This window comes from Sphingomonas sp. BL-S-28, assembly GCF_055521515.1.
Genome location: NZ_CM145483.1, coordinates 1,196,897 through 1,220,351, shown reverse-complemented (window position 1 = coordinate 1,220,351; position 23,455 = coordinate 1,196,897). Strand labels below are relative to the sequence as shown.

Below are 23,455 nucleotides of genomic sequence, written 5' to 3'. Positions count from 1 at the left end.
GCTCCCGCATCATCGGGCTCGCGCGATCAATGGTAGCTCGCGATCAGTGATAGCTTGCGACCGGGCGCCTGACCTCGTCCTCCGGCGCCTCGTCGTCCTGCGCTTGCGGTTCGCCCTGCGCGGGGCCGTACTTCACATGACGATAGACGCGGCGGCACCGCGCAGCGAGGTCCGGGGCCAGATCCTGTCCCCATTCGAGCATGCGCGAGCGAAGCCGCTGGATCCGGTTGGCCGATGCCGACTGGAACACCAGTTGCCGATAGACCGCCAGAGCATCGCCCGGGTCGATGATCCGCGCGGGGTCGCCAGTCAGTTCGCCGAAATAGGTGTCTACCAGCCGCTGGCCGCTGCTCAGCTTGCCTGACGAGATCAGCATGTTCGTCAGCAGCCATGACAGCCGCATCTTGCTGTCGATCCGGTAGGTTGCGCCCCGGCGCTTCACGCGTACCCGGTCCGCCACGTCATCGATGATCATCGCACAGTCCGCGGCGCAGCGCCCGTGCAGGACATGCAGGTCGCGGTCGATCCGGCCATCCGCGTCCAGCATCAGGACGGACACGTCCTCGCCCGCGGGCAGCGCGTCCACGCCGCTGACCAGATCTTGCGGCGTTATGGTGACGCGGTCCGCCACGCCGTAATGGGCAAGGCTTTTCTCGATCCGGGCGATGCGCTGTTCCGCCGTCTTGATCGATCGCCGGGGGCCGCCGGTCATCGGATCGAAAGTGAACACATGCCCCGGTTTTCCGGAATTGCGCAGGCCCAGCGCCAGCGCCACCGTGGCCGCGCCCAGCGCCGTGCCCACTTCCACGATCACCCCGCCGCGCTGCGCGGTCTCGTAAACCCGGGCATAGACTTGCGGGGACAGCATTCCATCGCAGGTGACGATCAGTTCGGAAAACAGCTCGGCATTGGCACCCTCGAGCATCGGCCTCCTCCCGATAACTGCCGCCATAGTCGCCCGGATGGCGGGCGGTGAGGCAACGCTATTGAGGGTTAATCCGGGATAACTACCGGGCCGGTTGCCCCTCTGGCTTCTAAGGACCTGAGGGACCTGCCGATCGGCTTGCAATGGGGCGGCCCGCTTATGCCATTGGGGGCATCGTCAGGCCGCGCCGGCGTATCCTGCCGTCTCGGACAGCGCCGCCTGCCGCCAGCGGACGTAGCCCAGCACCGCCAGCCCCACCATCGCGGCGTAGAGCCCGGCCGTCAGCCACAGGCCCTTGAACACGAACATCCCGACGTAGAGAACGTCCACCGCAATCCAGAGCAGCCAGTTGGCCGCGTGGCGCCGGGCCGTCCAATATTGGGCGACAAGGCTGAAGCTGCTGAGCCCCGAGTCCATCCACGGCAGCGCCGCGTCAGTATAGTGGCTGGTGAACCAGCCGATGGCGATTGCGCCGATCGCGCCTGTCGCCAGCCCCAGCCATGCCTTCGTGGGGGACAGGGGGCTGACCAGGACCTCGCCGGTCTGGTCCTTCCCCCGCGCCCAGACGATCCAGCCGTAGACGATGGCAATGCCGAACAGCGCCTGCAGCACCATGTCCGAATAGAGCCGCACGTCCAGAAACAGCTTGAAGTAAAGCGCGCAGGCCAGAAGGTTCACCGGCCAGCACAGCAACCGGCGCTTCGCCGTCAGCCAGATCCCCGCGAAGCTGACGATCACGGCGATGATTTCGAGCGCCGACATCAGGCCTGCTCTCCGTTCTTGAGGTCTTGCAGAAAGGCCTGCCCGGGCGGGGAGAGGAACCAGTCGGCATGGTCGATCAGGTAATCCTGCCAGGCCATCATCGCCTGATCGGGATCGGCAAGGATGCCGGCGAAGTAATCGGCTTCGGACAGTGCGAATTCGATGTGCACCAGCGGCAGCAGGCGGATCACACCCTCGATATCCGCAGCGGTCAGCGGCAGAATGGTCCGGTACCCGGCAAGCAGGGCCAGTGCGGCTTCGGCATCGGGCGGGCCGGCGTCCATTTCCAGCCAGGGAATGGCGGTTCGCTCGATGGCAGTCGCAATATCGTGCAGCGCGCAGGTTCGGGTCGCCAGTCCGAAGTCGAACACTGCGCTCACCGTGCCTTCGGGCGACCACAGCAGGTTGGACGGATGCCAGTCGTTATGTGTCCAGAGCGGCGGCTGGGTTGCCAGCAGGTCCGAAAGCCCTTCGCCCAGAGCTGCGAACAGCCGGGTCAGTTCGCCGCGCCAGTTCTTGTCCGCCAGAAAACCGGCCAGCGCCGGCCGGGCCGCCACGTAGGCTGCCGCCGCCGCCAGCGGGTCGCGGGCGGGCAGGATGGTGAGGCTGGAGACAAGCGGATGGTTCCCGCGCGCGGGCGCCGCGAAGTCGCGGGCGGCCCGGTGCAGCCGCGCCAGCGCGACGCCCGCTTCATGGGCATGGCCTTGCGAGAGGAACGGCGTCCACGATTGCCGGTCGCGGTAGAGATCGCTGCCCGGCGCGCGGCTGTGCAGTTCGTAGCTCCATTCGCCGCTGGCGATGGCGCAGGTTCCATCGGTTGCGGTCAGGACATCGGGCACCGCCAACCCTGCCGCGCGCAAGTGCGCCATGAACGCATGTTCCTCCGCCAGCGCGGCGAGGCTACGCAGGCGGCGGTGGTGGCGCTTCAGAAAGAACGCGCCGCGGTCCGTCTCCACCAGCGTCGCGGCCGAGAACGGGCGCGGGGAATGCCAGCGCAGCCCTGTCAGAGCGCTCGCAGCCGGGAACCGGGCCAGCACCATCTCTGCCTCTGCCGTCGTGATCGCCGGCCAGACCGGCGCTTCCAGCGCCGTGCCCATGCCGTGCACGAAATGCGAGGCAAGATCTGGCGCCGTGCCGCTCATCGTCAGAAGGCCCGGCTGAGCGACACCACGAAGGCGCGCCCGCTTCCCACATAATACGTCGGTGCGGAGCCGGCGATCACCGTGCCGCCCCGGCCCACCGTATCCAGCGCATTGCTGCTGATCGCCTGCACGCCGGACAGCACGTGCGGGTTGGTGACGTTGATGGCATTGAGCCGCAGGTCCATCCGCTGCGCATCGATCAGCCCGGCAAGGTGCACGCCCACCGACAGGTCCAGCGTGGCATAGCCCTTGATGCTCTCGTCATTCATGAACGTGGCATATTGGCGGCCTACGTATTTCAGCGCGGTGCTGCCGAACAGGCGGCCATCGTCATAAGTGCTACCCAAGGCGAACTGCACTTTCGGGCTGGCCACCGCGCGTTTGCCCTTGGTCGGCAGGTAGTCGTCGCCGATGGCCAGATCGTCGCCTTGGCGCGTGTGCAGGTATTCGCCGGAGAGATAGACGCTGACGCCCTTCGCCGGGCGATAGTCGATCTCTCCGTCCAGGCCGTAGGAGGTCTGGCTGCCGGCATTGACGGTGGAATTGACCAGCGCGCCGCCGCTGTCGATCACTGTCGCCACCTGACGGTTGCGGAAGTGGTAGTGGAACGCGGTCAGCGAGAACGACAGGCTGGGGCCGATATAGCGATAGCCCAGTTCCTCCGAGACCGAATATTCGTTCTTGAGATTGTCCGCCCCCTGGCTGACCACCTCGCCGCCGTAATAGCTGTTGTAGAGCGCGAACTCGTTCGGCGTGCGGAAGTTGGTGGTCACGTTGGCGAAGACCTGCTGGCGGTCGTCCAACTGGTAATGCGCCGCCGCGCGGGGGAGGGCGGCGAAGCTGCTGCTGCGCACGGTCGATTGCGGGCCGGGCAGGTAATTGCGGCCGTTGCGCAGGACGTCCACGCCCTTGAAGCCCAGATCGATGCCAAGGCGCGGCGTCACCTGAATGCAGTCGGCCAGGAAGAAGCCCTTGGTCACCGTTTCGGTGCGCGCATTTTCATAGGCGAGCAAGCGGCCGTCGGCGGTTTGGATCGCCTGGCTCTGGTGCCCCCACTGGTCGACCGGGTGGCCGTCCGCGTCGATCGAGGTGTAGGACTGGGTGACGCGGTCGGTGCCGTAATCGAACCAGAGCCCGGCGGTGATCCGGTGTGCGCCGGCTTGCAGGGTCAGCTTGCTGACGTCACCCACGCGCATCTGCTTGCCGGTCCAGTTGCCCAAAACTGTCGCCACGCCGTCCACCGCACCCGGCAGGGCGATCGGCTGGGTCAGTTCCTCAGTGCCGAGGAAGTTGCCGGTTTCGGTCAGCTGCGTGGCATAGGGGGCATTGCCGTATCCGAACTGCAGGTAGCCGGTGCTGTCGAAGGAGAGCCGGTCGTTCAGCTTCAGGTGCAGCGGCGCGGCCATGTAGACGTTGCGGAACGGCGCGCGATAGAGCCGCCAGTAATTGAGGTCACCCTCGGTATAATGCTTGTCGTAATTGAAGCCGCGGCCATAGGCCTGCCAGTCCGCCAGCGTGGGGCTGGGGTAGGTGGAGGTCTTGGCCTGGTTGAACGAGACCGCGATGCTGGCGCGGTTGCCGTCGCCCCACTCGTTCAGCAGCTTTGCATCGACGTGCTGGCGCGTATCGAAGCCCGCGCCGCGCCAGTTGTCCGCGCGGTTGTTGGAATAGGAGACGAAGGCCTTCAGCCCGGTCTTCCCGATGGTGCCGGTATCGAACCGCACGAAGGCGCGCCGTTCGTTGTAGGAGCCCAGCGAGAGATTGACGAGGCCGCCCATCGCGGCCTTGGGATCGTCCAGCGAGAGCGAGAGCAGGCCGCCTGCGGCCGCCACCACCGGCGCCTCGATATCCGCCGCGCCTTGCGCCAGTGTGACCTGCCGAACATTCTCGGCATCGGCGAATTGCGAGGGGTAGGCGTAGTAGTAACCGATGTCGTTCTGCGGCGCGCCTTCCATCAGCACGCCGATCTGGTCCTGCCCCAATCCGCGCAGGGTCAGGCTGGAACTGGTCGACAGACCATAGGGATCGCTGGTGGAAACGTTCGCGCCGGGCAGCAGGTTCACCAGCTGGAAGGCGTTCAGCGTCGGCGCCTGCTTGACGATGAAATCGCTGGAAATGGCGCTGACCGCCTTGGGTGCGGTCTGGTCCGGCAGCAGACCTTCGGGATCGGGATGGCCAATCACCTTGATATCGGCAGGCGCGGCGTCATCGGCAAGGGCCGTCGTCGCCCATCCGGCGAGCAGGGCCGGCACCAGCATGGCGCCGCTCAGATATCCGTACTTGAAAGGCATTCTAACGCGTCCACTCCACTGGAGGGACAACGGATCTGCCGCCGGCCCTCCCTACGCCGGTGTCAACCGGATCAGGTTCAGCGGGTCGTGGTCTGCTGACCACCTCTCAGCCGCGCGTAAGCGGCCCCCCGGGGTAGCGGCCGTTTAGGCTGTCGGATGACGTGTGAAAAGCCCTATCGCGAGCGCCCTGCCGATTTATGGCCGATTTGTGAAAGCGGCGTTCAGCAGAACTTGCCGGGACCGGGGGAGCGGACGGCCTTGCGCGCCATGCTGCCGCCGCGAAGCAGCGACGCGGGCATGAAATGCCGGCGTTCCTGGCGGGCGGAGGGGAAGTCTTCGCGAACCCCGCGCGGCCATTCCACCGCCAGCGTGGCCAGCGTCAGCGGCCAGCGCAGCCGGGGCCGATCGGCCTGCAGCAATTGGCGGCGATGCTGGAGGCGCGGCCACACCCCGCTGCAGAATCGGCGCGGGACGGGCACGCCGAACAGGGTCTTCAACGCCAGCAACTGGGTGCGAAGCGCCCGCTGCGCCTGCCGCGTGATGAACAGGCTATCGAGGACCTGCCAGTCTATCCCGTGCTCCGATCGGGCCAGTAGCGCCAGATCGTGGAGGTGGCGCATGTCGATCAGGCCGCGCCAGTAATCCAGTTCCTGAAGCTGGTCGTGCGATGTGAGCAAGGCAGCCTGGGCGGCGGGCGAGGGCAGAAGCGCCTGCTTGCCGCCGATCCGCACGGGCCGGCAATGCGGCGCCAGCAAGGCATAGTCGAAGCGGGGATTGCTACCCTTCATGCGGCCGTGAAGGTCGATCATGCCGACGTCGCTGTCGCGAAACAGGACGATGGGCGCATCTTCCTGCCCGCTGTCGGCGTAGACGTGGAAGCCGTGATCCATCAACCGGTTGCGCGCCTTGCGGCTCGCGCCGGAGGGAAGCATCAGGTCCAGATCGCCCATGATGCGCCCCTGCATGGCAGGTTCGCCCAGCGAGACCAGTAGCGCCGCGCCTTTCAGCAGGATCGGTGTGACGCCGATCTGGGCAAGCAGGTCCAGCACTTCTTCCAGCATCGCCATCAGCCGCCGGTTGCGTTCCCGGTTCGCCTCCACCACGCAGGTCAGATAGGCCCGGGCATCCTCGGGAACGTCGCGGTTCATCGGCGTCAGGCGGGCGCCGAGGCTGGCAATCGTCATCGTCCGGTTGGCTTGGCCGATCAGCCGTTCCCAGTCGTCCCCATCCGGACCGCCGATTCTGCCATCCAGCGCGGCGGCGAGCGCGCGCACGCCGATCTGTACCGTCATCCTGCCGATCCGGCGCGATCAAGCAGTTCGACCGCTTCGGCCAAGCTGGAATAGGTCAGCCGCAGGCATCGCGCGCCTGCGACAAGTTCGCTCATCATCCGAACGTCGGCGGTGCTCGATCGCCCTTTGCGGGCATAGGCGCCGCGAAACAGGGTCTGAAGTGCGGTGATCGGATCGATGGGGGTGAGTTCGGCGCGCGCTTTGGCATGCCTGTCCAGCACAACGATCCAGCCGACCGGATAACGGCCGGTCTGCGGATTGGGCATCGGCACATAACGCAGGAGCGCGCCGTCGAGCCGGCGATGCACCGGCGCCTGTGCGATGGCGGCGCGACAATGCGGTACAAGATCCCAGGAGCCGGCTTTCAGCGTCGGGAAGAACGGCAGGCCCTGTGCTGCGCCATCGGCATCGATCAGGGTCACGTCATCGGCGGCATAGCCGTATCCCGCTTCCGTCAGCGCAACGCAGAGCGTGCTCTTGCCCGCGCCGGGATCGCCGCATAGCAACAGCGTGCGCCCCTGCCGGACCAGCGACGCGGCATGAAGGGCGATGCGTCCGCAGCCGGCCAATGCCTCTTCCACCAGCCGTGCCTTCAGCGTCGGCACGGCCTGTTCCGCCGTGACGATGCGGGCAGGGCGTCCGATTCGCGCAATCGTGATTTCCGCCGTGATTTCCGCCGCCGGTCCGGCCGGGCCCTCACCCAGCAGATGCCAGCAGGGTTCGGATGAGGTCGTCACGCGCGTCAGGCTGGGAACCGGAAGAACGATAGAGCCGCATTGGCGATCGATGGCCACTTCCGTTTGCCGGCCGGCCAGATCGAAGCGAAAACGGCGGGTTGCCGGGTCATCGGCTTCGGGAACGGTGGTGGCGAGCAGACCGGCGCCGGACCACAGCCGCAGCCGTGCCCGGATCGCTTCGGATGCCAGTTCGGCGTCCATGCCGTGCCGGATGCAAAGTTGGACAAGGTTTTTCAACGGGGCGGCGCCCGCCGTCAGCTCATGGACCACCAAGGCGCCCAGCGGATCGATCTCGTAAAGCTCTTGCGTCGCTTCGCAAAACAGTGCCTCTCGCCCCGGCAGGGCGATCAGACTGACGCCGGGCGCCAATTGCCATGATCGATCCGATTTTCGATTTGCCGGGTTGGAGGGTGTTGCATCGACGGCCCCGCGACGAGGCGCGCCATCGTCGTTCTGCGCCGATGCCATGCCACGCGCCAAGAGCGGTGCCGGAGCGATATCTGTCGATCGATCGTCCCGCACCGCCAGCTCGATCAGCCTTTTTCGTGCCTTACGCCGCTGTCGCGACTGCCGCCTGCGCTCTCGTGACTTCCGCCGCCAGTGTCGCCGTGACCTCCGCCGCCGGTGTCGCCGCCACCGCCGCCACCCGTGTCGCCGCCGCCGCCAACGCTGCCGCCGCCATCGCCGAAGCCGCCGCCGCCTGAATCGCCGCCGCCAATACCGCCACCTCCGGTACCGCCGCCGTCACCGCCACCTCCGCCGGAACTGCCGCCGCCGCCCCCACCACCGCCGCCTGAAGCGGCAATCGCCGGGGACGATAGCGAAGTCGAAAGAAGTACCGTCAAGGTTGGCGGCACGGTGAGCGCAAAGCGGCCGGCCGTCTTGAGGAAGTTCCGCCGGTGCGATTCACCGAACAGGTCGGGGCTCTGATCGTCCATCGCAGGATCCCTCTGCTGCTGATCGAGACTGTCCCGCCGCATCCACGCCGGAACGTGACTTGGTGATACACCTCTACGCCCGCACGGGCATCTATCGGGGGATATAGCTCTCTAGAGTAGCCCGGCATCGTTTGAGCAGCGGCAACGGGGTTTCAACCGTCGGAAGAAGGCCCCGCACTGCCATGTCGCGCAACCATCAGGGCAACCGTGGTGCGGTTGTCGGCGCCGAGTTTCGAATAGATGCTGTGCAAGTGGATCTTCACCGTGCCCAGACTGATCGCCAGGTCGGCGGCGATATCGCGGTTGGCCTTGCCTTCGGCCAGCAGGCGGGTGACTTCCCATTCGCGCCGCGTCAGGCTGTCGAAGGGGGAGACGTCCCGCTCTTCCACCCGGTGCCGGCTTACGGCCGAAGCCACCAGATGCGGTGGCAGCCAGCGTCCGCCGCGGGCCACTTTCCTGAGGCATTCGATCAGCGTGGTGGAAGCCATGTCCTTCAGGATGATGCCGGCCACCCCGCCGGCAATCGCTTCCACCACCTGACTGTCGGAAATCGTGGCGCTGAGCAGGACCACGCGAACCGGCCAGCCGTTCTGGTTGATCCGCGCCAGCACCCCCAGCCCGTCCAGGCCGGGCATGCTCACATCCACCAGCGCGATATCCGGGCGATAGTGCTGGATGTGGCGCAGCGCCGTTTCGCCATCGCGCGCGGTAGCAACCACGTTCAGATCCGCATCGTCGCCAAGCAGGGTCTGTATGCCGCTGAGGATCAGGTGGTGGTCATCGCATACGACAATGTTGACCATCAGGTGCCCGCCTCCACCGGCAAAGTCAGCAGCAGGCGATAACCGCGCGGGCTGTCCGTCGCGTCAAGCGCACCGCCGAGATCGGCCATCCGCTCGCACAGCGATTGGGGCAGGGCGGCGCGGCCTTCCAGCCCGCAACCGTCATCCTCGATCTCCACATGAAGATCGCCGTGGCGGGCGCTGACGTCGATCCTGAGCGCGCCCGCGGATCCGTGCCGCACGGCATTTGCGGTGGCTTCCGACAGGGCGAGGCACAGTTCGGCGGCGGTCTCGTCGCTCACCTGAAGGCTTTCCGGTTCCACCGAAACGTCCAGCCGGCAGGCCCATTGCGAGGCAAGCGGCTCGGCCAGGGTCAGCAACTGGCGCTTCAGCGAACCGGGCGCGACGGGGCTTGCGCGAGTGCCGTTGACCAGGGTGCGCAGGCGGGCGTGCTGATGTCGCAGCAGGTTGCGCACCTGGTCCATTGGCGCCTGCGCGTCGGGCGGCAGCGCCGCCGCGGTGGAATCGATCTGCCACAACGCGGCGGTCAGATCCTGCAACAGGCTGTCGTGAACATCGCGCATCACCCGCACGCGTTCCTTCAGGCTGGCGGCGGCAACCAGGCTGGCGGCTATCGAGAACTGTTCCAGCGCCAGCGCGATCCGCGCGCCGATGATCCGGGTGAATGCCTCCACATTCTCGTCCCGGAAGGCCGGGTCGATCACGATGACCAGTCCGTGATAGCGGATGCCCTGAAACTCGGCCAGGTGCAGCGATTGCCGCGCGGCGCCCAGCAGGTCGGTCCAGGCGGCGTTGTCGACTTGCGAACCCAGCCATTCGAGCATGCCGTGGGGATCCGCCCCGGCCATGGCCTTCATGTCCGCCAGCGCGATCGAGAACGTCACCCCGTCGATGAACTCGCAGCGGCTGCCCGTCCAGAACGCGATCGTCGGCCGGCCGTCTTCCTGATCCTGCCAGACCACAGCGATGCGATCGGTGCCCAGCACTCTGGCGGCATGTTGCAGCGATTCCGCAAGCCAGGGCCGATCGTCGTCGGGCATGACATGGATCGGCCATGCCGCCAGTTCCTGCAGGCGCCGTTCGTTGCGGGCGCGATAGCTGCCGAAGAAGCCCAGCATGAGAGCCGCCACCCAGGCATAGACGAACCGCATCAGCAGTACGTTCATCGACCAGTCGCTGCCTTCGCGGATGTCCGAAATGGTAACGGCGACAAGCAGGAATTGCAGCAGCAGCGCGGTGGCCAGAACCCCGGTCCAGCCCCAGCGCATCGTCGCGCTGATCAGCGCGAACGTGAAGAACACGAAAAACGGGCTTTGCAGGTCGTCCGAATAATGGGCCAGCACGCCCAGCGTCACGATATCGATGCCGGTCTGCACGATGCGTGAGGTTTCGCGCCATCGCGGCGGTGCGGGCACAAGCAGGAAAACCACGCTGACGACGACATACCCGCACAGGACCGTGTAGGTCTCCGTCACGTTGGCGCGCGGGGTGGTGGGATCGAGATAGACCGCGACGAGCGACAGGCTGGAGGCGAGCAGCCGCGCGGCGGCGATCAGCATCTCCGGATCGGCCTGATTGATCCGGCTCGGCAAGCCGGGGCTACCGGCGAATTTTACGCCGGAACGGGAAGCAGGCCGCGAACTTGGCCAAGTGGCTGTCCGTGGGATTGATCGTGCCTTCGACATCGAGATCGCGGGTCCAGAATGCCGGCTGGAAGCGGACCATGGCCGTCCGCATCCGCGCAGCGTGAATGCCCTGGTCCTGTCCCGCCCCATCAGCCTCGATGGTGCAAGGTTGCGCGCCGGGCGCCGCACAGGGCAAGGAGGGAATGGGCGTAATACCAAATCGACCGCCCGATCAGCCCTGCGCCTCGATCGCCGTCGCGGTAGGCGGGCGGAGGTCCTGCGGGAAGGCGGCTTGGGTGCGGCCCCCATGGCGACGGCGCATGGTCCTGACGGCGCGGGTAATCGGCAGCTCGATGCCGGTGTGGATCAGCGATCCGGCGGCCAGGCACACGAGCCCCGCCGCGATCATGAATGTGCTGCCATGGCCCTTGGCAAGCCATGGCGCGGACAGGGTCGCCAGGAAGTGCATGATCGGGGCGTGGAATAGATAGGTGCTGAAAGAGGCATTGCCGATATGAAGCAACAGCCGCCGCGCCGGAATATCGCTGCGGTGCCCGTTGCCTGCAGCCAGCAGCGCCACGCACGTGCATGTCAGGAAAGAGATCGCCTGCCAGACAAGGCTGCCGTTCTGCAGCCTGAATTCCCAGTAGCCCGTCAGCGCCGCCACCATCAGCGTCAGCGAACCGCCGATCGCAACGGGGCCGGGCACTTGCGGCACGCGGCGAAAGCCGATGGCGATCGCGATGCCGACGGAAAAGAACAACATGTTCTTGTAGGAATAGAACGCGACGATCCGGCGCAGTTCGGCGTCCTGCACGTGCCCGATGGCCAAGGCCCCGCAGGCGACCATGCCGACGATGATCGCCATGCAGGCCGCCGGCCCGATCTGGCGGGGGAACAGCAGGCACAGCGCGAAGAGGCTGTAGAACAGCATTTCGTAGGTGATCGTCCAGCCTACGCCGACGATGGGCGTCATCCTGGGATCCACGGCATCCTCGAAATTCGGCAGGAACGTGAAGGATGTCAGGATGTGGCCGGTGGTGTAGTGAAACCCTTCCATCGCGCCCACGGCGATCATCAGCAGCGTTGCCAGCCAGTAGAGCGGCACGAGCCGGGTCAGGCGTTTCCAGGCGAAATCGGCGAACCTGTACCGGGGGCGATAGCTGCGGGTCGGCTCCGTCGTGTACATCATGATGAAGCCGCTGATCACGAAGAACAGGTTCACGCCCATCTTCCCGATCGTTCCCGCAAAGTCGCCCACCAGGCCGAAATGCGGATCATACGGGATCACCGCCAGCATGGCGTGATCGATCACCACCATGACGGCGGCGATGCCGCGCAGCGCCTGCAATCCGTCTAGCATGTCCTGCCGTCCATCGGCGGCGGCGTTGTGCTGGCGGGTCGTCATCATGCTTCGTCTCTCCCCGGAGACCATCGGCGCAATCGACGAAATAGTACGGACGGCGAGAAGGGCGGCAATGGTGGCAAATAGGAGCGGAGTACTTCGGGCCCGCCGGCCCGTTCTGGCGGTCAGTTGGTCCGATCAGGCGCGATTGTCGGCGTGGGCCGGTTGCGGCGTGCCCCGCGTGATCGCGGTGGACAATAAGGCGTGAAAAATCTGTGAAAAACGCAGGCGCAGCGATCGTGGCAGGCGTGGAAATCGCCGGTTGTTAAGCACGATTCTGTTAGGCAACAGTATTATTGGCCCAAGATTTTTTGATCGGCGCCAAGATATTGTGGCCTGTATACAGAACGTTGTCGGCGCTAGTGAGCGGATCCAGGTGCGCTGGAGCATCCGTTTGGGTCGTCATCGGGCAATATCAAGGAATCAATAGGCCTGCTCCCCTACCTCAATAGCGCAATTGCAACCCTGGGCCGGCCCGCGCATTTTCCTTCAGGCAAGTAAGGAGATTGCGCATGGCAAACGAATGCATCGCCTATCGGGATTCGAAGGGCGGCCTTCATGGCAGCGCCGAGAAAGCCACGCTGGAAGATCTTGCCGGCGTGCTAGGGCGCGTTGGCGATGAAGGCGGGATGACTGCCGGCGTCGCGCGGATGATCTTCGACAAGCGCGCGGAAATCGAACGCGTATTTGCCGAGCACGATGCGATCATGGCCTCTGCCATAGGGAGAGAGGAAAAGGGCGCGCCGGTACCGCGCAGCGATACGCCGGCGATCCATGCGGTGAACTGAATCGGCGGCCTGACAAGGCGGCGCAGGCGGGGCGCTGCGACTGAGCCGGTCATTCGGTAAGGCACGCCTTTCGGCAATGCAGCAATTGCCAAGGCGTGGCCGAGTGACTAGGCTCGTTTCCCAAGCAAGCGACGGCGTCTTGGGGCACGCTCTGGCGAAATGATCTTACCTTCACCGATCTTCCTGATTGCGAACTTGCGCCTTTCCGCCCGCTTGCGGCTGCCGTCCTGTTTCGGCCCGCAAATCGGTACGGGGCGCGCCCGTGAATCGGTACGGGGCGCGCCCGTGAATCTTGCCCCCCTGAATCTGACCTCATGAATCTGGCCCCATGAATTTGGAAGCCCAGGCCAGAGCCGCCTTGCGGCGGGGCGACTTGCCCGCAGTCGCCGATGCCGCAAAGGCGCTTGTGCAGGCCCGTCCCGATCGGCCGGAGGGGTTTTTCCTGTTGGGCATGGCCGCGGCCGAAGCGCGGCAGATGACCCACGCCATCTCCTTGATGGAAGCCGCCGTGAAGCGCGGGCCGCAGCCGGAGCATCTGGCACAACTGGCAAGGCTGCTGGTGCTGTTGCGGCGTGAGGGCGAGGCGGGCGACGCGGCGCGGGCGGCATTGGCCCTGGCCCCGCGCGATGCGCTGACACTCGATACCATCGGCTGCGTGCTCACGCGGCTGGGCGATCATGAAGCGTCGATCGCGCCGTTTTCGGCGGCGGTGGCGGCGGAGCCCGGCAATGCCGAATATCGCTACAACCTGGCGGCTGCGAGCGGTTTTACCGGCCGCGTGGAGGAAGCGCGCGGGCATTATGAGGCGATCCTTGCCGCCGATGCCGGCAATGGGAGAGCGCATTATGCGTTGGCCATCCTGTCCCGCCAGACGGCGCAGGCGAACCATGTGCCCCGCCTTGAAAGCGCCCTGGCCGCGGCGAACAATCCGAGCAACGCCCTGCGCATTCGCTACGCCCTGGCGAAGGAGATGGAGGACATCGGCGATGCGGCAGGATCCTACCGCCATCTGTCCACCGCGAACGCCGCGCAGAAGCAGGTGCTGGGGTATGAATTCGGCCATGACCGCGCGATCTTCGATGCGATCGAGGCGGTGTTCGGGGGTGGCGGCCTTTGTGGCGGGTTGGCCGAGAACGCCTCGCCGGAAGCGCCCATTTTCGTGGTAGGGATGCCGCGCACAGGAACCACGCTGGTCGATCGCATCCTGTCATCGCATCCCGATGTAGAGGCGGCGGGCGAACTTCAGGCCATGCCGCTGGCGGTCAAGCAACTTTCCGGAACAGTGTCGCGCCGCATCATCGATCCGGAGACGGTTGCAGCAAGCGCCAAGATCGATCCGGTCGCCGTCGCCGATGCCTATCTGGCGCGCGCCGCGCATCACCGGCGGACAGAAAGGCCGCGCTTCACCGACAAGTTGCCGGCCAATTTCCTCTACATCGGCCATATCGCGCGCGCTTTTCCCAATGCCCGGATCGTCTGCCTGCGCCGCAACCCGATGGACACGATCTGGAGCAACTACAAGAACCTCTTCGCCAGCCAGTCCGCCTACTACGCCTATTCGTATGATCTGATGGATACGGCGCGCTATTTCGCGCGTTTCGATGGGCTTATGGCGCTTTGGGAGCGTTTGTGGCCGGGGCGCGTGCTGCAATTGTCCTATGAGGCGCTGGTTGCCGATTTCGAAGGGCAGGCGCGGCGCCTGATCGATTATTGCGGGCTGGACTGGAACGAGGCGTGCCTTTCGTTCCACGAGAATGGCGCCGCCGTCGCCACCCCCAGTGCGGCGCAAGTGCGCCGCCCGATCAATTCCGATGGACTGGGCAAGTGGCGCGCCCACGCCGAAGCGCTGGAACCGGCGCGCGCATGGTTGGCGGAGCGGGGGTTGGTAGAACTGGGGATTCCGGTCGAATAAACCGCTGCATTGGTGACGATAAGCGGTTGTACTGCATGCAATTGAGGCGCTTTCCCGATCTTGCGGGAAAGCGCCTCAATCGTTTCAGCCGAACATCAGTACTTGATGCTGGCCTCGATGCCGATCGTGCGGGGATTGAGCACGGATTGGCGGTAGTAGCGAACGACAACGCCGTCGTTGATGCCGATGCGCGACCGGTCGGAACCGACCGAGACGACGGCGTACTTGTCGAAGATGTTGTTGGCGAACAGGCTGACGCTGTACTTGTCGGTCTCGTACGTCAGCGATGCGCGGTGGAGCACGTAGCTGGGGATCTTGTCGCCATAGCCCCGATCCCAGCCAAGGCGGGAAACCACGTTGCCGCGATAGGTTGCGGTCCAGTTCGCGATCAGGCTGCCGTCCTTCATCGGCGCGGTGTAAGTGGCGCCCAGGCTACCCGAATTCTTCGCGGAACCGGGCAGACGATCGCCCGAAAGGGCGTCGAGCTGCGTGAACTTCGGCCGCGCGTCGTAATCGTTCGGCGTCGTGCGGATGGTGATGATGCCGGGGATATCCTCGGTCAGCTTGGCATCGGTGTAGGAATAGGTGCCCTGGATCGCCAGTTGCGGCACCGGCCGGAACTGGAACGAGGTTTCGAAGCCCTGCGACTTGGCGGAACCACCGTTCACGGTGATGCCGGTGGCGCCGTAGAGCGTTGCGGAATCGACCTGGATGCCGTCCCACTTGATGTGGAAGACGTCGAAGTTGAACATCAGCTTGCGGTCGAACAGCTGCATACGCATGCCGATTTCGGCGTTGCGCGTCTTGTCCGGGCCGTACTGGAGTTCATTCGGCAGGGCGCAGGCATTCTGCTGGTTGGCCGGTACCGGATCGGGGCAGGGGGCAACCCTGTTGGGTCCGCCGATGCGATAACCCTTGCTGTACGTGCCGTAGAGCATCAGGTCCGGGGTGAAGTTGTACGAGGTGTTGAACTTCCACACCCAACCGTCCTGCTTCGCGTGGCCGCCCGCCGCAGCGACGTCATAGGGGCTGAGCGGATCGCCCAGCAGCGGCAGCACCAGCGCACCCTGAATGTCAGAGGTGTACTTGAAGTAGCGCGCGCCGCCGGTCACCTGCCATTCCGGCGTGATGTGGAAGGTGCCTTCGCCGAAGATCGCCTTCTCCGTCACCTTCGACTTGGTGTAGCTGACGTATTCAAGATCGTCCGGATTGCCGGTTACTCCGTAGAAGTCCGAGAGACCCGGCACATGCTCGGCATAGTCGTTGTGCATCTTCTGCTGGTTGTAGAACCCGCCGAGCACCCAGTTGAACGGCCCGCCATGGCGCGATACCAGGCGGATTTCCTGGTTGAACTGCTTGCGGCGGTTGTCGGATTCGTTCCAGCTGGAGAAGGCGGGGAACAGTTCGTAATCGTAGTCGAGGTCGAGCAGCAGGTCGGTATTGTCGCTCTGGCTCTTCGCGCGGACATTGGTGTAGGCGGTGGTCGAAACCAGGTCGGCGATGTCCGCGATGTTCGCGTTGATCTCCATGCTGGCCAGGTGCGCGCGGCGGTTGGTCGGCTCCTTGTAACGGCTGGCATTCTCATACTTGCCGGTGCCGAGCACGCCCGCGCTGTTGGACTGCGAACCGTCCGACCGGGTGCGCTGGAAGGCGTACGTGAAGATCGCCTTCAGGTCTTCGCTGGTCTGCAGCAGCAGCTGGTTGCGGGTGGTGAAGGTCCGCTCGAAGTTGAGGTCGCGCCGGCTGGTCAGGTTTTCGCGATAGTCCTCCGGCGTAACGCCGGTGGTGCCGCTGGGCTGGGGCAGCGAAACGCCGGGCTGCTGCAGGATCAGCGGATAGTCGATGAAGCCGGGATCGTAGTAGTATCCAGTGGAGGACCGAAACGCGATATGGTCCTTCACGATCGGGATGTTGATCATGCCGTCCAGCTGATAGCCGGGATCGCTGGCGTGCGCCTTGTCGTAGAACCGGCCGTGGACGGAACCTTCGAAGTTCGACACGTCGGGACGGTTCGGGATGTAGCGGATCGCGCCGGCCAGAGTGCCCAGGCCGTAGAGCGTGCCTTGCGGGCCCAGCAGCGTTTCCACGCGCTGGATGTCGAGCAGCTTGAAATCGTAATAGAGCGGCACTTCGCCCAGATAGATGCCCAGCGAATCGTCGTAGTTGGAACCGTCAGAGCCCACGTCGGATGCATTCAGGCCGCGCAGAACGATCGTGCCGGTCGATCCGGGGCCGGTGTCCGAAATCGTCATGCCGGGGGTGAAATCGGCAAGATCGCGAACGTCGTTGATCCGCATGCGGGCCAGTTCTTCGGAACCGATCGCCGAAATGTTGATCGGCGTGTCCATCAGCGTCGTGCTGCGGCGGGTACCGGTGACGATAATGGTGTCACCCTGGTCGGTGGCCGCCGAGTCCTGCGGGGCGGTTGCAGCCACTGCCGACGAGGATTGTGCAAGTGCCGGAACGGCGAGCGTCATGGTTGAAAATACGGTTGCGGACAGAAGCGCCGCCCTCATTTTTGCGCGATGTGACATAGGCTTCCCTGTTATCTGGTCGTTGTCTTTGCGCCGTGGCCTGCTCCTGCCAGAACTCTATGGCCGTTGCGTTTTTTGGTAGAATGGACGTGCCGGCCATCGCTTTGCGGATGTTGTGTCGGCGCGCTTTTTGGGTCTCGACGAAGTCGAATGACGGTCGAGGTAGGCTTGTTGTCGTTATCGGGATGCGATGTGGATCAAGGAGCGGATCAAGGGACCGCCGGTTTCGCCCTTAGCCGTGCGAAGATGGGTTGGAACGGAAACAGGAATTGCTGCGGGATCGACAGTCGCCTGCGTTCGTCCTGGCCGACCACGGCGGATTCGCCGTTGCGGTAGGTGCCGAACAGGCGATCGATCAGGATCAACGAGTTGGCGTAGTTGCAGCGCGTCTCTTCGTAGCCCACCGAATGGTGCAGGCTGTGGTTCTGGATCGTCGTGAAAAACAGCGAATAGAACTTCGGCGGATCCGACCGCACATTGGCATGGGCGAAAGTGGAAATGACGCCCAGCACATTGAGGGCGCAGAACACCGCCGCGTCCGGAAGGTCGAACAGCGCCACGACGCTCAGGCTGATCAGGAACAGCTCGATCGGGTTGCCGACATAGCCCTTCATGGCGTTGAGCTGGGTGATGTGGTGGTGCGGCGCATGGGTCAGCCACAGCGGCGTCCAGTTGTGCATCGCCCGGTGCATCCAGTACTGGCCGAACTCGATCAGGAACACCACCAGCGCCACTTGCGCCACGAAAGGCATGTGCATGGCCCAATCGGTGGTGATGCCCAGCGATTGCTTGAGCGCGCGTAGCGGATCGTCGGCCAGTTTCGCGGTGCACCAGGCGATCGCGGTGGAGCCCAGCACCACGTAGAACAAGTCCGTCGCGAACTCGCGCCGGTTCAGGCGCCATCCGGGGTGGCGTTCGTTGACGTATTCCAGGCTCTGCACGAACAGACTGATTAGCGCGGAGGTAACCACGATCGACCACGGACTTTCGATCCACGACCGGGGGCCATAGGCCCAGAACAGCACGACCGCGACGATCATGGCCGGCGGGATGAAATTGAAGATCGTGTTTTTCAGGCCGGCGCGGGCACCCGCGCTCTCGCCAGCATTGTCCATTGCGGGAGAGACGTATCCGGAAACGGGATTTGCGCTGGCTTCGGGGAAAGCGATACCGGATCGCCCTTCGCCCGAAAGAATGGCATTGCTGGTCGGCAAGTGCTCCATCGAAAATCCCCCATCGGGGCCGGAAATCCGGCCCAATGCTACAGTCTCTCTCTCCCGCTTGCTTTCGCTCTCATCGGCGACTGGATACACGGTATGGATATTACCTTTCCCGTCAAGAGTATTATTTTCGGACAGGTCCCGCGCGCCGGCAAAGGCTGAAAATGGGGAAATTCCAGTGGCTCGTCCAAAAGGGCCTGCGCGCATCCTGCACAGATGCTCACGGTTCGCGGCAGGACGATCCGCGCCGGGCCGACCGCAAAGCGCCGATTCGCCCGGCGGTGTGTGGAAACGGCAACTGGTATCGGCGCGGAGCTTGATATAGGGCCATAGACCGCCTGAATTTGCCACGCGGCCGCCGCGTTGTCGTGATGCTGCCGTGACGTTGTTGAGAGGATTGCCGCTTGAGCACCGACCCCGCCAGCCTTGCCCGCCTCAGCATGAGCCTTCCGGCCGACCTGTTCCGCCAGCTGGACATGATGGTGGAGGAGCGCGGCCTGCCTTCCCGCTCGCAACTGATCGCCGAACTGATCCGCCACGCGCTGGCCGAGCATGAGGCGATGACCCGGCCGGAGGAGATGTTGGCCGGCACGATCACGCTGGTCTATCGGGGCGATCGCGGGCGCGTGCGGCACCAGTTGGCGGAGAGCCAGGCCGAATACCTGAAGGAAGTCATATCCTCGCAGCACGTGTTCCTTGAGGACGACCAATCGATGGAAGTGCTGCTGGTGCAAGGGCCGGCTGCGCGCCTGAAGGAACTGTGCGATGCGCTGCGCGCGATTCGCGGCGTGCATCAGTTGCAGCTCGTCACCACCACCGCATTGCTGCCGCCATTGCATGAGCAGGAAGGCCCCGGCGCGGCCGAGAAGCCGGACGGCGCCGCCCGCCCGCGCAAGAGCCCGGCGAAAGAGCCCGCAGCCTGACGGAGCGAACGGCAATTTTGCCCGCCAGTATTACAGAGTCGCTATCTCGTAATATTTTGTGATGGACAACCCTTTCAAACGCGGCAATGCTGCATTGCGAAAGGGGTCCGATTCATGATGTCACCGATGCGTAGGGTAGCCAAGATCGCAATGCTTGCGGGGTTGCTCGCAACAACCGCCTGCTCCCAGACTTCGAGCGACGCGGCAAAGCCGCGGACCGAATTCAATATTGGCTGGTCGATCTACGCCGGCTGGATGCCGTGGCCTTATGCGCAGCAGGCCGGCATCGTGAAGAAATGGGCGGATAAGTACGGTCTGAAGATCAATATCGTCCAGGTGAATGACTACGTCGAATCGGTGAACCAGTACACCGCCGGCAAGCTGGACGGCGTGACGGTCGCCAACATGGACGCCCTGACGATCCCCGCCGCCGGCGGCAAGGACACCAGCGCCATCATCGTCGGCGATTATTCGAACGGCAACGACGGCATCATGCTGAAGGGCGGCGGCGATCTGAAGTCGCTGAAGGGTAAGCAGATCAATCTGGTAGAGCTTTCGGTATCGCACTACCTGCTCGCACGCGGGCTCAGCTCGGCGGGCATGGCGCTTACCGATGTGAAGACGGTGAACACCACCGATGCGGATATCGTCGGCGCTTTCGCTAGCCCCGATGTCACCGCCGCCGTCGCCTGGAACCCGCAGCTTTCGGTGATGAAGGCACAGGCCGGCGCGAAGGAAGTGTTCAGTTCGGCCAATATCCCGGGCGAGATTCTCGACCTGCTGGCGGTCGACACCGCTACGCTGAAAGCCAATCCAAACCTCGGCAAGGCGCTGACCGGCATCTGGTACGAAACCGTGGCGCTGATGAAGCGTCAGGATGCCCAGGGCAAGGCGGCGCGCGCGGCCATGGCGAAGCTGGCCGGCTCCACGCCGGAAGCGTTCGATGGCCAGCTGACCACCACCTACCTCTATTCCGATCCGAAGGCGGCCGTAGCAGCAACGGCGTCGCCGGCGTTGATCACCACCATGACCCGCGTGCGCGACTTCAGCTTCTCCAAGGGGCTGTTCAAGGGCGCCACTTCGGCCGACGCGGTGGGCATGTCCTTCCCCGGCGGCAAGACTCTTGGCGATCCGCAGCACGTGACGCTGCGCTTCGACGACAGCTTCATGAAGATGGCGGCCGACGGCAAGCTCTGATCCGCTTCGGCACCGCTTCCTCAAGGTGAAATGACGACAATGCGTTGGATGAATCGTCAAGTTCGGCGAAGCGATCGTCTGCTGCTCGGCGCTGCGCCGATCCTGCTGCTGGTCGTGGTCTATCTGGTGCTGGCGGCCAGCCGCCATGCCGCCAATCCGGCCGACAAGATATTGCCGCTGCCCGACGGGATGGTGCAGGCCATGTCCGCGCTGATCGCCCAGCCGGATCCATTGACCGGGCAGCTGGTGTTCTGGGCGGATACGCTGGCCAGTCTGGAGCGTCTGGGCATCGGCCTTGGCATCTCCACGCTGATGGCGCTCGTCGTGGGCCTTGCCCTCGGCGTGCTGCCACCAGTGCGCGCGACTTTCGGGCCGCTGGTGACCGGCATTGCCGTCATTCCGCCGATCGCGCTGCTGCCGATCCTGTTCATTGCACTGGGGCTGGGGGAAACCGCCAAGGTCGCGCTGATCGTCATCGGCATTGCGCCGGTAATGATCCGCGACATCGCGGCTCATGTCACCGCCCTGCCAAGGGAGCAGATCGTCAAGGCGCAGACTTTGGGGGCCAGCAGTTGGCAGGTGATGATCCGCGTGGCGCTGCCGCAGGCGATGCCGAGATTGCTGCAGGCGATGCGGCTGGCGCTGGGGCCGGCATGGGTCTTCCTGATCTCTGCAGAGGCGATCGCATCCGATGTGGGCCTTGGCTACCGCATCTTCCTTGTCCGCCGCTATCTCTCGATGGACGTCATCCTGCCTTACGTCGCGTGGATCGCCTTTCTGGCGATCGTCATGGACGTGGCGCTGGCGTTCCTGAGCCGGCGAATGTTCCCCTGGGCGCATGGAGAGAGCCATTGAGCGCGCTACTCACCCTTCGCGACGTCTGGGTCGAATATGGCGACAAGATCGTCATCGAGAAGCTGGACCTCGATATTCACGCCCGCTCCTTCGTGTCGGTGGTCGGGCCTTCGGGAGCGGGGAAGAGCAGTTTCCTGCGCCTGATCCTGGGGCAGGAGGCCCCCACGCGCGGGAAAATCTCGCTCGACGGGGAGCCGCTCGTACCCGAGTGCGGGCCCGATCGCGGCGTCGTATTCCAGCGCTATTCGGTGTTTCCGCACCTGTCTGCCCTGCGCAACGTCGTGCTCGGCATGGAATGCGCGCAGGCGCCATTCTCCGCCCGATTGTTCGGCGCGAAACGCCGCGCGGCCGAAGAGGAAGCGGCGGAGATGCTCAAGGCGGTGGGGCTGGGGGACAGCATGCACCTCTATCCCGCGCAGATGTCGGGCGGGATGCAGCAGCGTCTGGCCATCGCGCAGGCCTTGGTCAAACGCCCGCGCATCCTGCTGCTGGACGAGCCGTTCGGCGCGCTGGACCCCGGTATTCGGGCGGACATGCACCTGCTGATCCGCCGTCTCTGGAGCGAATATGCGCTGACCATCGTGATGGTGACGCACGACATTCGCGAGGCTTTCACGCTGGGAACCCGCGTGCTCGCCTTCGACAAGCGCCGCCACGATCCGCACGCCCCGCACCGTTTCGGCGCCACCGTCGTCTATGATTTGGCCCTGCGCGAACGGAACGAGGAAACCGTCGAAAAAATCGACAGTATTACTATTGACGCGATAGGTAATAACTGAGAGGGTCTGTTCATGGGCTCCGAATCTTCCAGCCTGGCAAGGCTCAGCATGAGCCTACCGGCAGACCTCTTCAGACAGCTCGACACGATGGTGGAGGAACGCGGATTGCCGTCCCGTTCCCAGCTGATCGCCGAACTGATCCGCCATGCTCTTGCAGAGCATGAATCGCTGACCCGTCCGGACGAGATGCTCGCCGGTACGATTACCCTGGTCTACCGAAGCGAACGGGGCCGTGTGCGCCATCAGCTTTCGCAAACCCAGGCGCACTATCTGAAGGAAGTGATCTCTTCCCAGCACGTGGTGCTGGAAGACGATCAATCGCTGGAAGTTCTGCTGGTGCAGGGCCCGGCCGTGCGGCTGAAGGAACTGTGCGACGCCATTCGGCGGGTGCGCGGTGTGCAGCAGCTGGGCCTTGTTACCACCACCTCGCTTCTGCCGCCTCTCTACGAGCAGGACGGCCACACCATCAAACCGATCGGAGCCATCTGATGACCGAGATTCTGGCCAATCCCCTGGCCGCGCGGGACCATGCGCGCAGCATGGAAGGTACGGTAGTCGAAACCATGCCGGTGCTGCCGCCGGTTGCGGACGACCTGCCTGCGGGTGTGAGCACCGACGATCTGTTGTGGGAAGAGACGATTGCCGCCGGCGGTTACGCCACGCGCCGCCTGTCGCGCGGAACGCGGTTGCGCCTGATCGATCTGAAAGGCGATGCCTGCGCATCGCTGCTGGTGTTCAACGCCGAAATGCCGACCGAGCGGCTGAACGTGGCCGATACCGTGAAAGTGCAGTGGAACGCCTATCTGGGCGCGGGCAAGCTGCTGCTTTCGGACATGGGCCGTGTGTTGCTGAGCATTCTGGAAGACGATGCCGGTACGCACGACACTTTTGCCGGTACATCCAATGCCGCGACCAATGCAGCCAAGTATGGGGATGGCAGCAATAGCGGTCCTCATCCCAATGGGCGCGATCGTTTCCTGCTGGGCGCCGCCAAACATGGGCTGGGCCGCCGCGACGTCCATCCCTGTGTCACGTTGTTCAAGGGCACGCATATCGAGGCGGACGGCACGATCACGCCTGAGGTCGGCCCCTTCGCGCCGGGCCGCAGTGTGGTGCTGCGCGCGGAGATGGACGTGATCGTGGTCATCGCGAATTGCCCGCACGTGCTCGATCCCCGGCCCGAATGGTCGGTGACGCCGCTGCGCGCGACCGCCTGGCGCGGCCCCGTCACCGGTGAGGACGATGCCGTTCGCACGGCCACGCCGGAAGGCCTGCGCGCCTTCAAGAACGTCGAAGACTACTTCCGCCGCTGAACGAGGGGCAGGCT

21 protein-coding genes and 1 riboswitch are annotated in these 23,455 nt (G+C 64.6%); of the genes, 8 read left to right on the top strand and 13 right to left on the bottom strand.

Annotated elements, in window-relative coordinates; all coding sequences use genetic code 11:
* Positions 1 to 43: 43 nt before the first annotated feature.
* From ACZ1JC_RS05075 to ACZ1JC_RS05025, 11 genes are all read right to left on the bottom strand, one after another.
* The gene (locus tag ACZ1JC_RS05075; protein ID WP_465139011.1) at positions 44 to 925 is read right to left on the bottom strand and encodes a class I SAM-dependent methyltransferase; all 882 of its coding nucleotides are present in this window, start codon (positions 923 to 925) and stop codon (positions 44 to 46) included.
* A 177-nt stretch (positions 926 to 1,102) separates the two neighbouring features.
* Positions 1,103 to 1,687, bottom strand: a complete 585-nt coding sequence (pnuC, locus tag ACZ1JC_RS05070) for a nicotinamide riboside transporter PnuC (RefSeq protein ID WP_465139012.1) — start codon at positions 1,685 to 1,687, stop codon at positions 1,103 to 1,105.
* Positions 1,687 to 2,829 carry a phosphotransferase enzyme family protein gene (locus ACZ1JC_RS05065; protein WP_465139013.1) on the bottom strand — a complete coding sequence of 381 codons (1,143 nt, stop codon included), beginning with the start codon at positions 2,827 to 2,829 and terminating at the stop codon, positions 1,687 to 1,689. Before ACZ1JC_RS05065 ends, pnuC begins: the two co-directional genes overlap by 1 nt.
* Positions 2,830 to 2,831: 2 nt before the next feature.
* A complete protein-coding gene (locus ACZ1JC_RS05060) occupies positions 2,832 to 5,120 on the bottom strand; it encodes a TonB-dependent receptor (protein ID WP_465139014.1) in 2,289 nt (762 codons plus the stop codon).
* 31 nt (positions 5,121 to 5,151) lie between these two features.
* A riboswitch (TPP riboswitch) is annotated at positions 5,152 to 5,261 on the bottom strand.
* Positions 5,262 to 5,341: 80 nt separating this feature from the next.
* On the bottom strand, positions 5,342 to 6,412 hold the full coding sequence (locus ACZ1JC_RS05055; protein WP_465139015.1) for a nucleotidyltransferase domain-containing protein: 1,071 nt from the start codon (positions 6,410 to 6,412) through the stop codon (positions 5,342 to 5,344).
* Positions 6,409 to 7,617 carry a hypothetical protein gene (locus ACZ1JC_RS05050; protein ID WP_465139016.1) on the bottom strand — a complete coding sequence of 403 codons (1,209 nt, stop codon included), beginning with the start codon at positions 7,615 to 7,617 and terminating at the stop codon, positions 6,409 to 6,411. Before ACZ1JC_RS05050 ends, ACZ1JC_RS05055 begins: the two co-directional genes overlap by 4 nt.
* 65 nt (positions 7,618 to 7,682) lie before the next feature.
* A complete protein-coding gene (locus ACZ1JC_RS05045) occupies positions 7,683 to 8,087 on the bottom strand; it encodes a hypothetical protein (RefSeq protein ID WP_465139017.1) in 405 nt (134 codons plus the stop codon).
* Between the two features lie 152 nt (positions 8,088 to 8,239).
* Positions 8,240 to 8,890, bottom strand: a complete 651-nt coding sequence (locus ACZ1JC_RS05040; protein ID WP_465139018.1) for a response regulator — start codon at positions 8,888 to 8,890, stop codon at positions 8,240 to 8,242.
* A complete protein-coding gene (locus tag ACZ1JC_RS05035) occupies positions 8,890 to 10,482 on the bottom strand; it encodes a sensor histidine kinase (protein WP_465139019.1) in 1,593 nt (530 codons plus the stop codon). The genes ACZ1JC_RS05040 and ACZ1JC_RS05035 overlap by 1 nt, the downstream gene beginning before the upstream one ends.
* A gap of 7 nt (positions 10,483 to 10,489) precedes the next feature.
* Positions 10,490 to 10,615 carry a hypothetical protein gene (locus ACZ1JC_RS05030; protein WP_465139020.1) on the bottom strand — a complete coding sequence of 42 codons (126 nt, stop codon included), beginning with the start codon at positions 10,613 to 10,615 and terminating at the stop codon, positions 10,490 to 10,492.
* Between the two features lie 132 nt (positions 10,616 to 10,747).
* The gene (locus tag ACZ1JC_RS05025) at positions 10,748 to 11,926 is read right to left on the bottom strand and encodes an acyltransferase family protein (RefSeq protein ID WP_465139021.1); all 1,179 of its coding nucleotides are present in this window, start codon (positions 11,924 to 11,926) and stop codon (positions 10,748 to 10,750) included.
* Between the two features lie 506 nt (positions 11,927 to 12,432).
* Here ACZ1JC_RS05025 and ACZ1JC_RS05020 point away from each other — a divergent pair.
* The gene (locus tag ACZ1JC_RS05020) at positions 12,433 to 12,708 is read left to right on the top strand and encodes a hypothetical protein (protein WP_465139022.1); all 276 of its coding nucleotides are present in this window, start codon (positions 12,433 to 12,435) and stop codon (positions 12,706 to 12,708) included.
* A gap of 328 nt (positions 12,709 to 13,036) precedes the next feature.
* Positions 13,037 to 14,620: a sulfotransferase family protein gene (locus tag ACZ1JC_RS05015; protein WP_465139023.1), complete on the top strand. Its 1,584-nt coding sequence runs from the start codon at positions 13,037 to 13,039 to the stop codon at positions 14,618 to 14,620.
* Between the two features lie 95 nt (positions 14,621 to 14,715).
* Here ACZ1JC_RS05015 and ACZ1JC_RS05010 read toward each other — a convergent pair whose 3' ends face one another.
* Positions 14,716 to 17,097 carry a TonB-dependent receptor gene (locus tag ACZ1JC_RS05010; RefSeq protein ID WP_465139024.1) on the bottom strand — a complete coding sequence of 794 codons (2,382 nt, stop codon included), beginning with the start codon at positions 17,095 to 17,097 and terminating at the stop codon, positions 14,716 to 14,718.
* 266 nt (positions 17,098 to 17,363) lie between these two features.
* The gene (locus tag ACZ1JC_RS05005; RefSeq protein WP_465139025.1) at positions 17,364 to 18,377 is read right to left on the bottom strand and encodes a sterol desaturase family protein; all 1,014 of its coding nucleotides are present in this window, start codon (positions 18,375 to 18,377) and stop codon (positions 17,364 to 17,366) included.
* A 437-nt stretch (positions 18,378 to 18,814) separates the two neighbouring features.
* Here ACZ1JC_RS05005 and ACZ1JC_RS05000 point away from each other — a divergent pair, with 437 nt between their 5' ends.
* From ACZ1JC_RS05000 to ACZ1JC_RS04975, 6 genes are all read left to right on the top strand, one after another.
* Entirely contained in the window at positions 18,815 to 19,297 is a 483-nt protein-coding gene (locus tag ACZ1JC_RS05000) for a CopG family ribbon-helix-helix protein (protein WP_465140292.1), read from the top strand.
* Between the two features lie 150 nt (positions 19,298 to 19,447).
* The gene (locus ACZ1JC_RS04995) at positions 19,448 to 20,494 is read left to right on the top strand and encodes a putative urea ABC transporter substrate-binding protein (RefSeq protein ID WP_465140293.1); all 1,047 of its coding nucleotides are present in this window, start codon (positions 19,448 to 19,450) and stop codon (positions 20,492 to 20,494) included.
* Positions 20,495 to 20,533: 39 nt separating this feature from the next.
* Complete coding sequence (locus tag ACZ1JC_RS04990) at positions 20,534 to 21,349, top strand: ABC transporter permease (RefSeq protein WP_465139026.1); 816 nt, start codon at positions 20,534 to 20,536, stop codon at positions 21,347 to 21,349.
* On the top strand, positions 21,346 to 22,128 hold the full coding sequence (locus ACZ1JC_RS04985) for an ATP-binding cassette domain-containing protein (protein ID WP_465139027.1): 783 nt from the start codon (positions 21,346 to 21,348) through the stop codon (positions 22,126 to 22,128). Before ACZ1JC_RS04990 ends, ACZ1JC_RS04985 begins: the two co-directional genes overlap by 4 nt.
* A 12-nt stretch (positions 22,129 to 22,140) precedes the next feature.
* The gene (locus ACZ1JC_RS04980) at positions 22,141 to 22,617 is read left to right on the top strand and encodes a CopG family ribbon-helix-helix protein (protein ID WP_465139028.1); all 477 of its coding nucleotides are present in this window, start codon (positions 22,141 to 22,143) and stop codon (positions 22,615 to 22,617) included.
* Positions 22,617 to 23,441, top strand: coding sequence for an urea amidolyase associated protein UAAP1 (locus tag ACZ1JC_RS04975; protein WP_465139029.1), 825 nt, complete (start codon positions 22,617 to 22,619; stop codon positions 23,439 to 23,441). Before ACZ1JC_RS04980 ends, ACZ1JC_RS04975 begins: the two co-directional genes overlap by 1 nt.
* Positions 23,442 to 23,455: the final 14 nt, after the last annotated feature.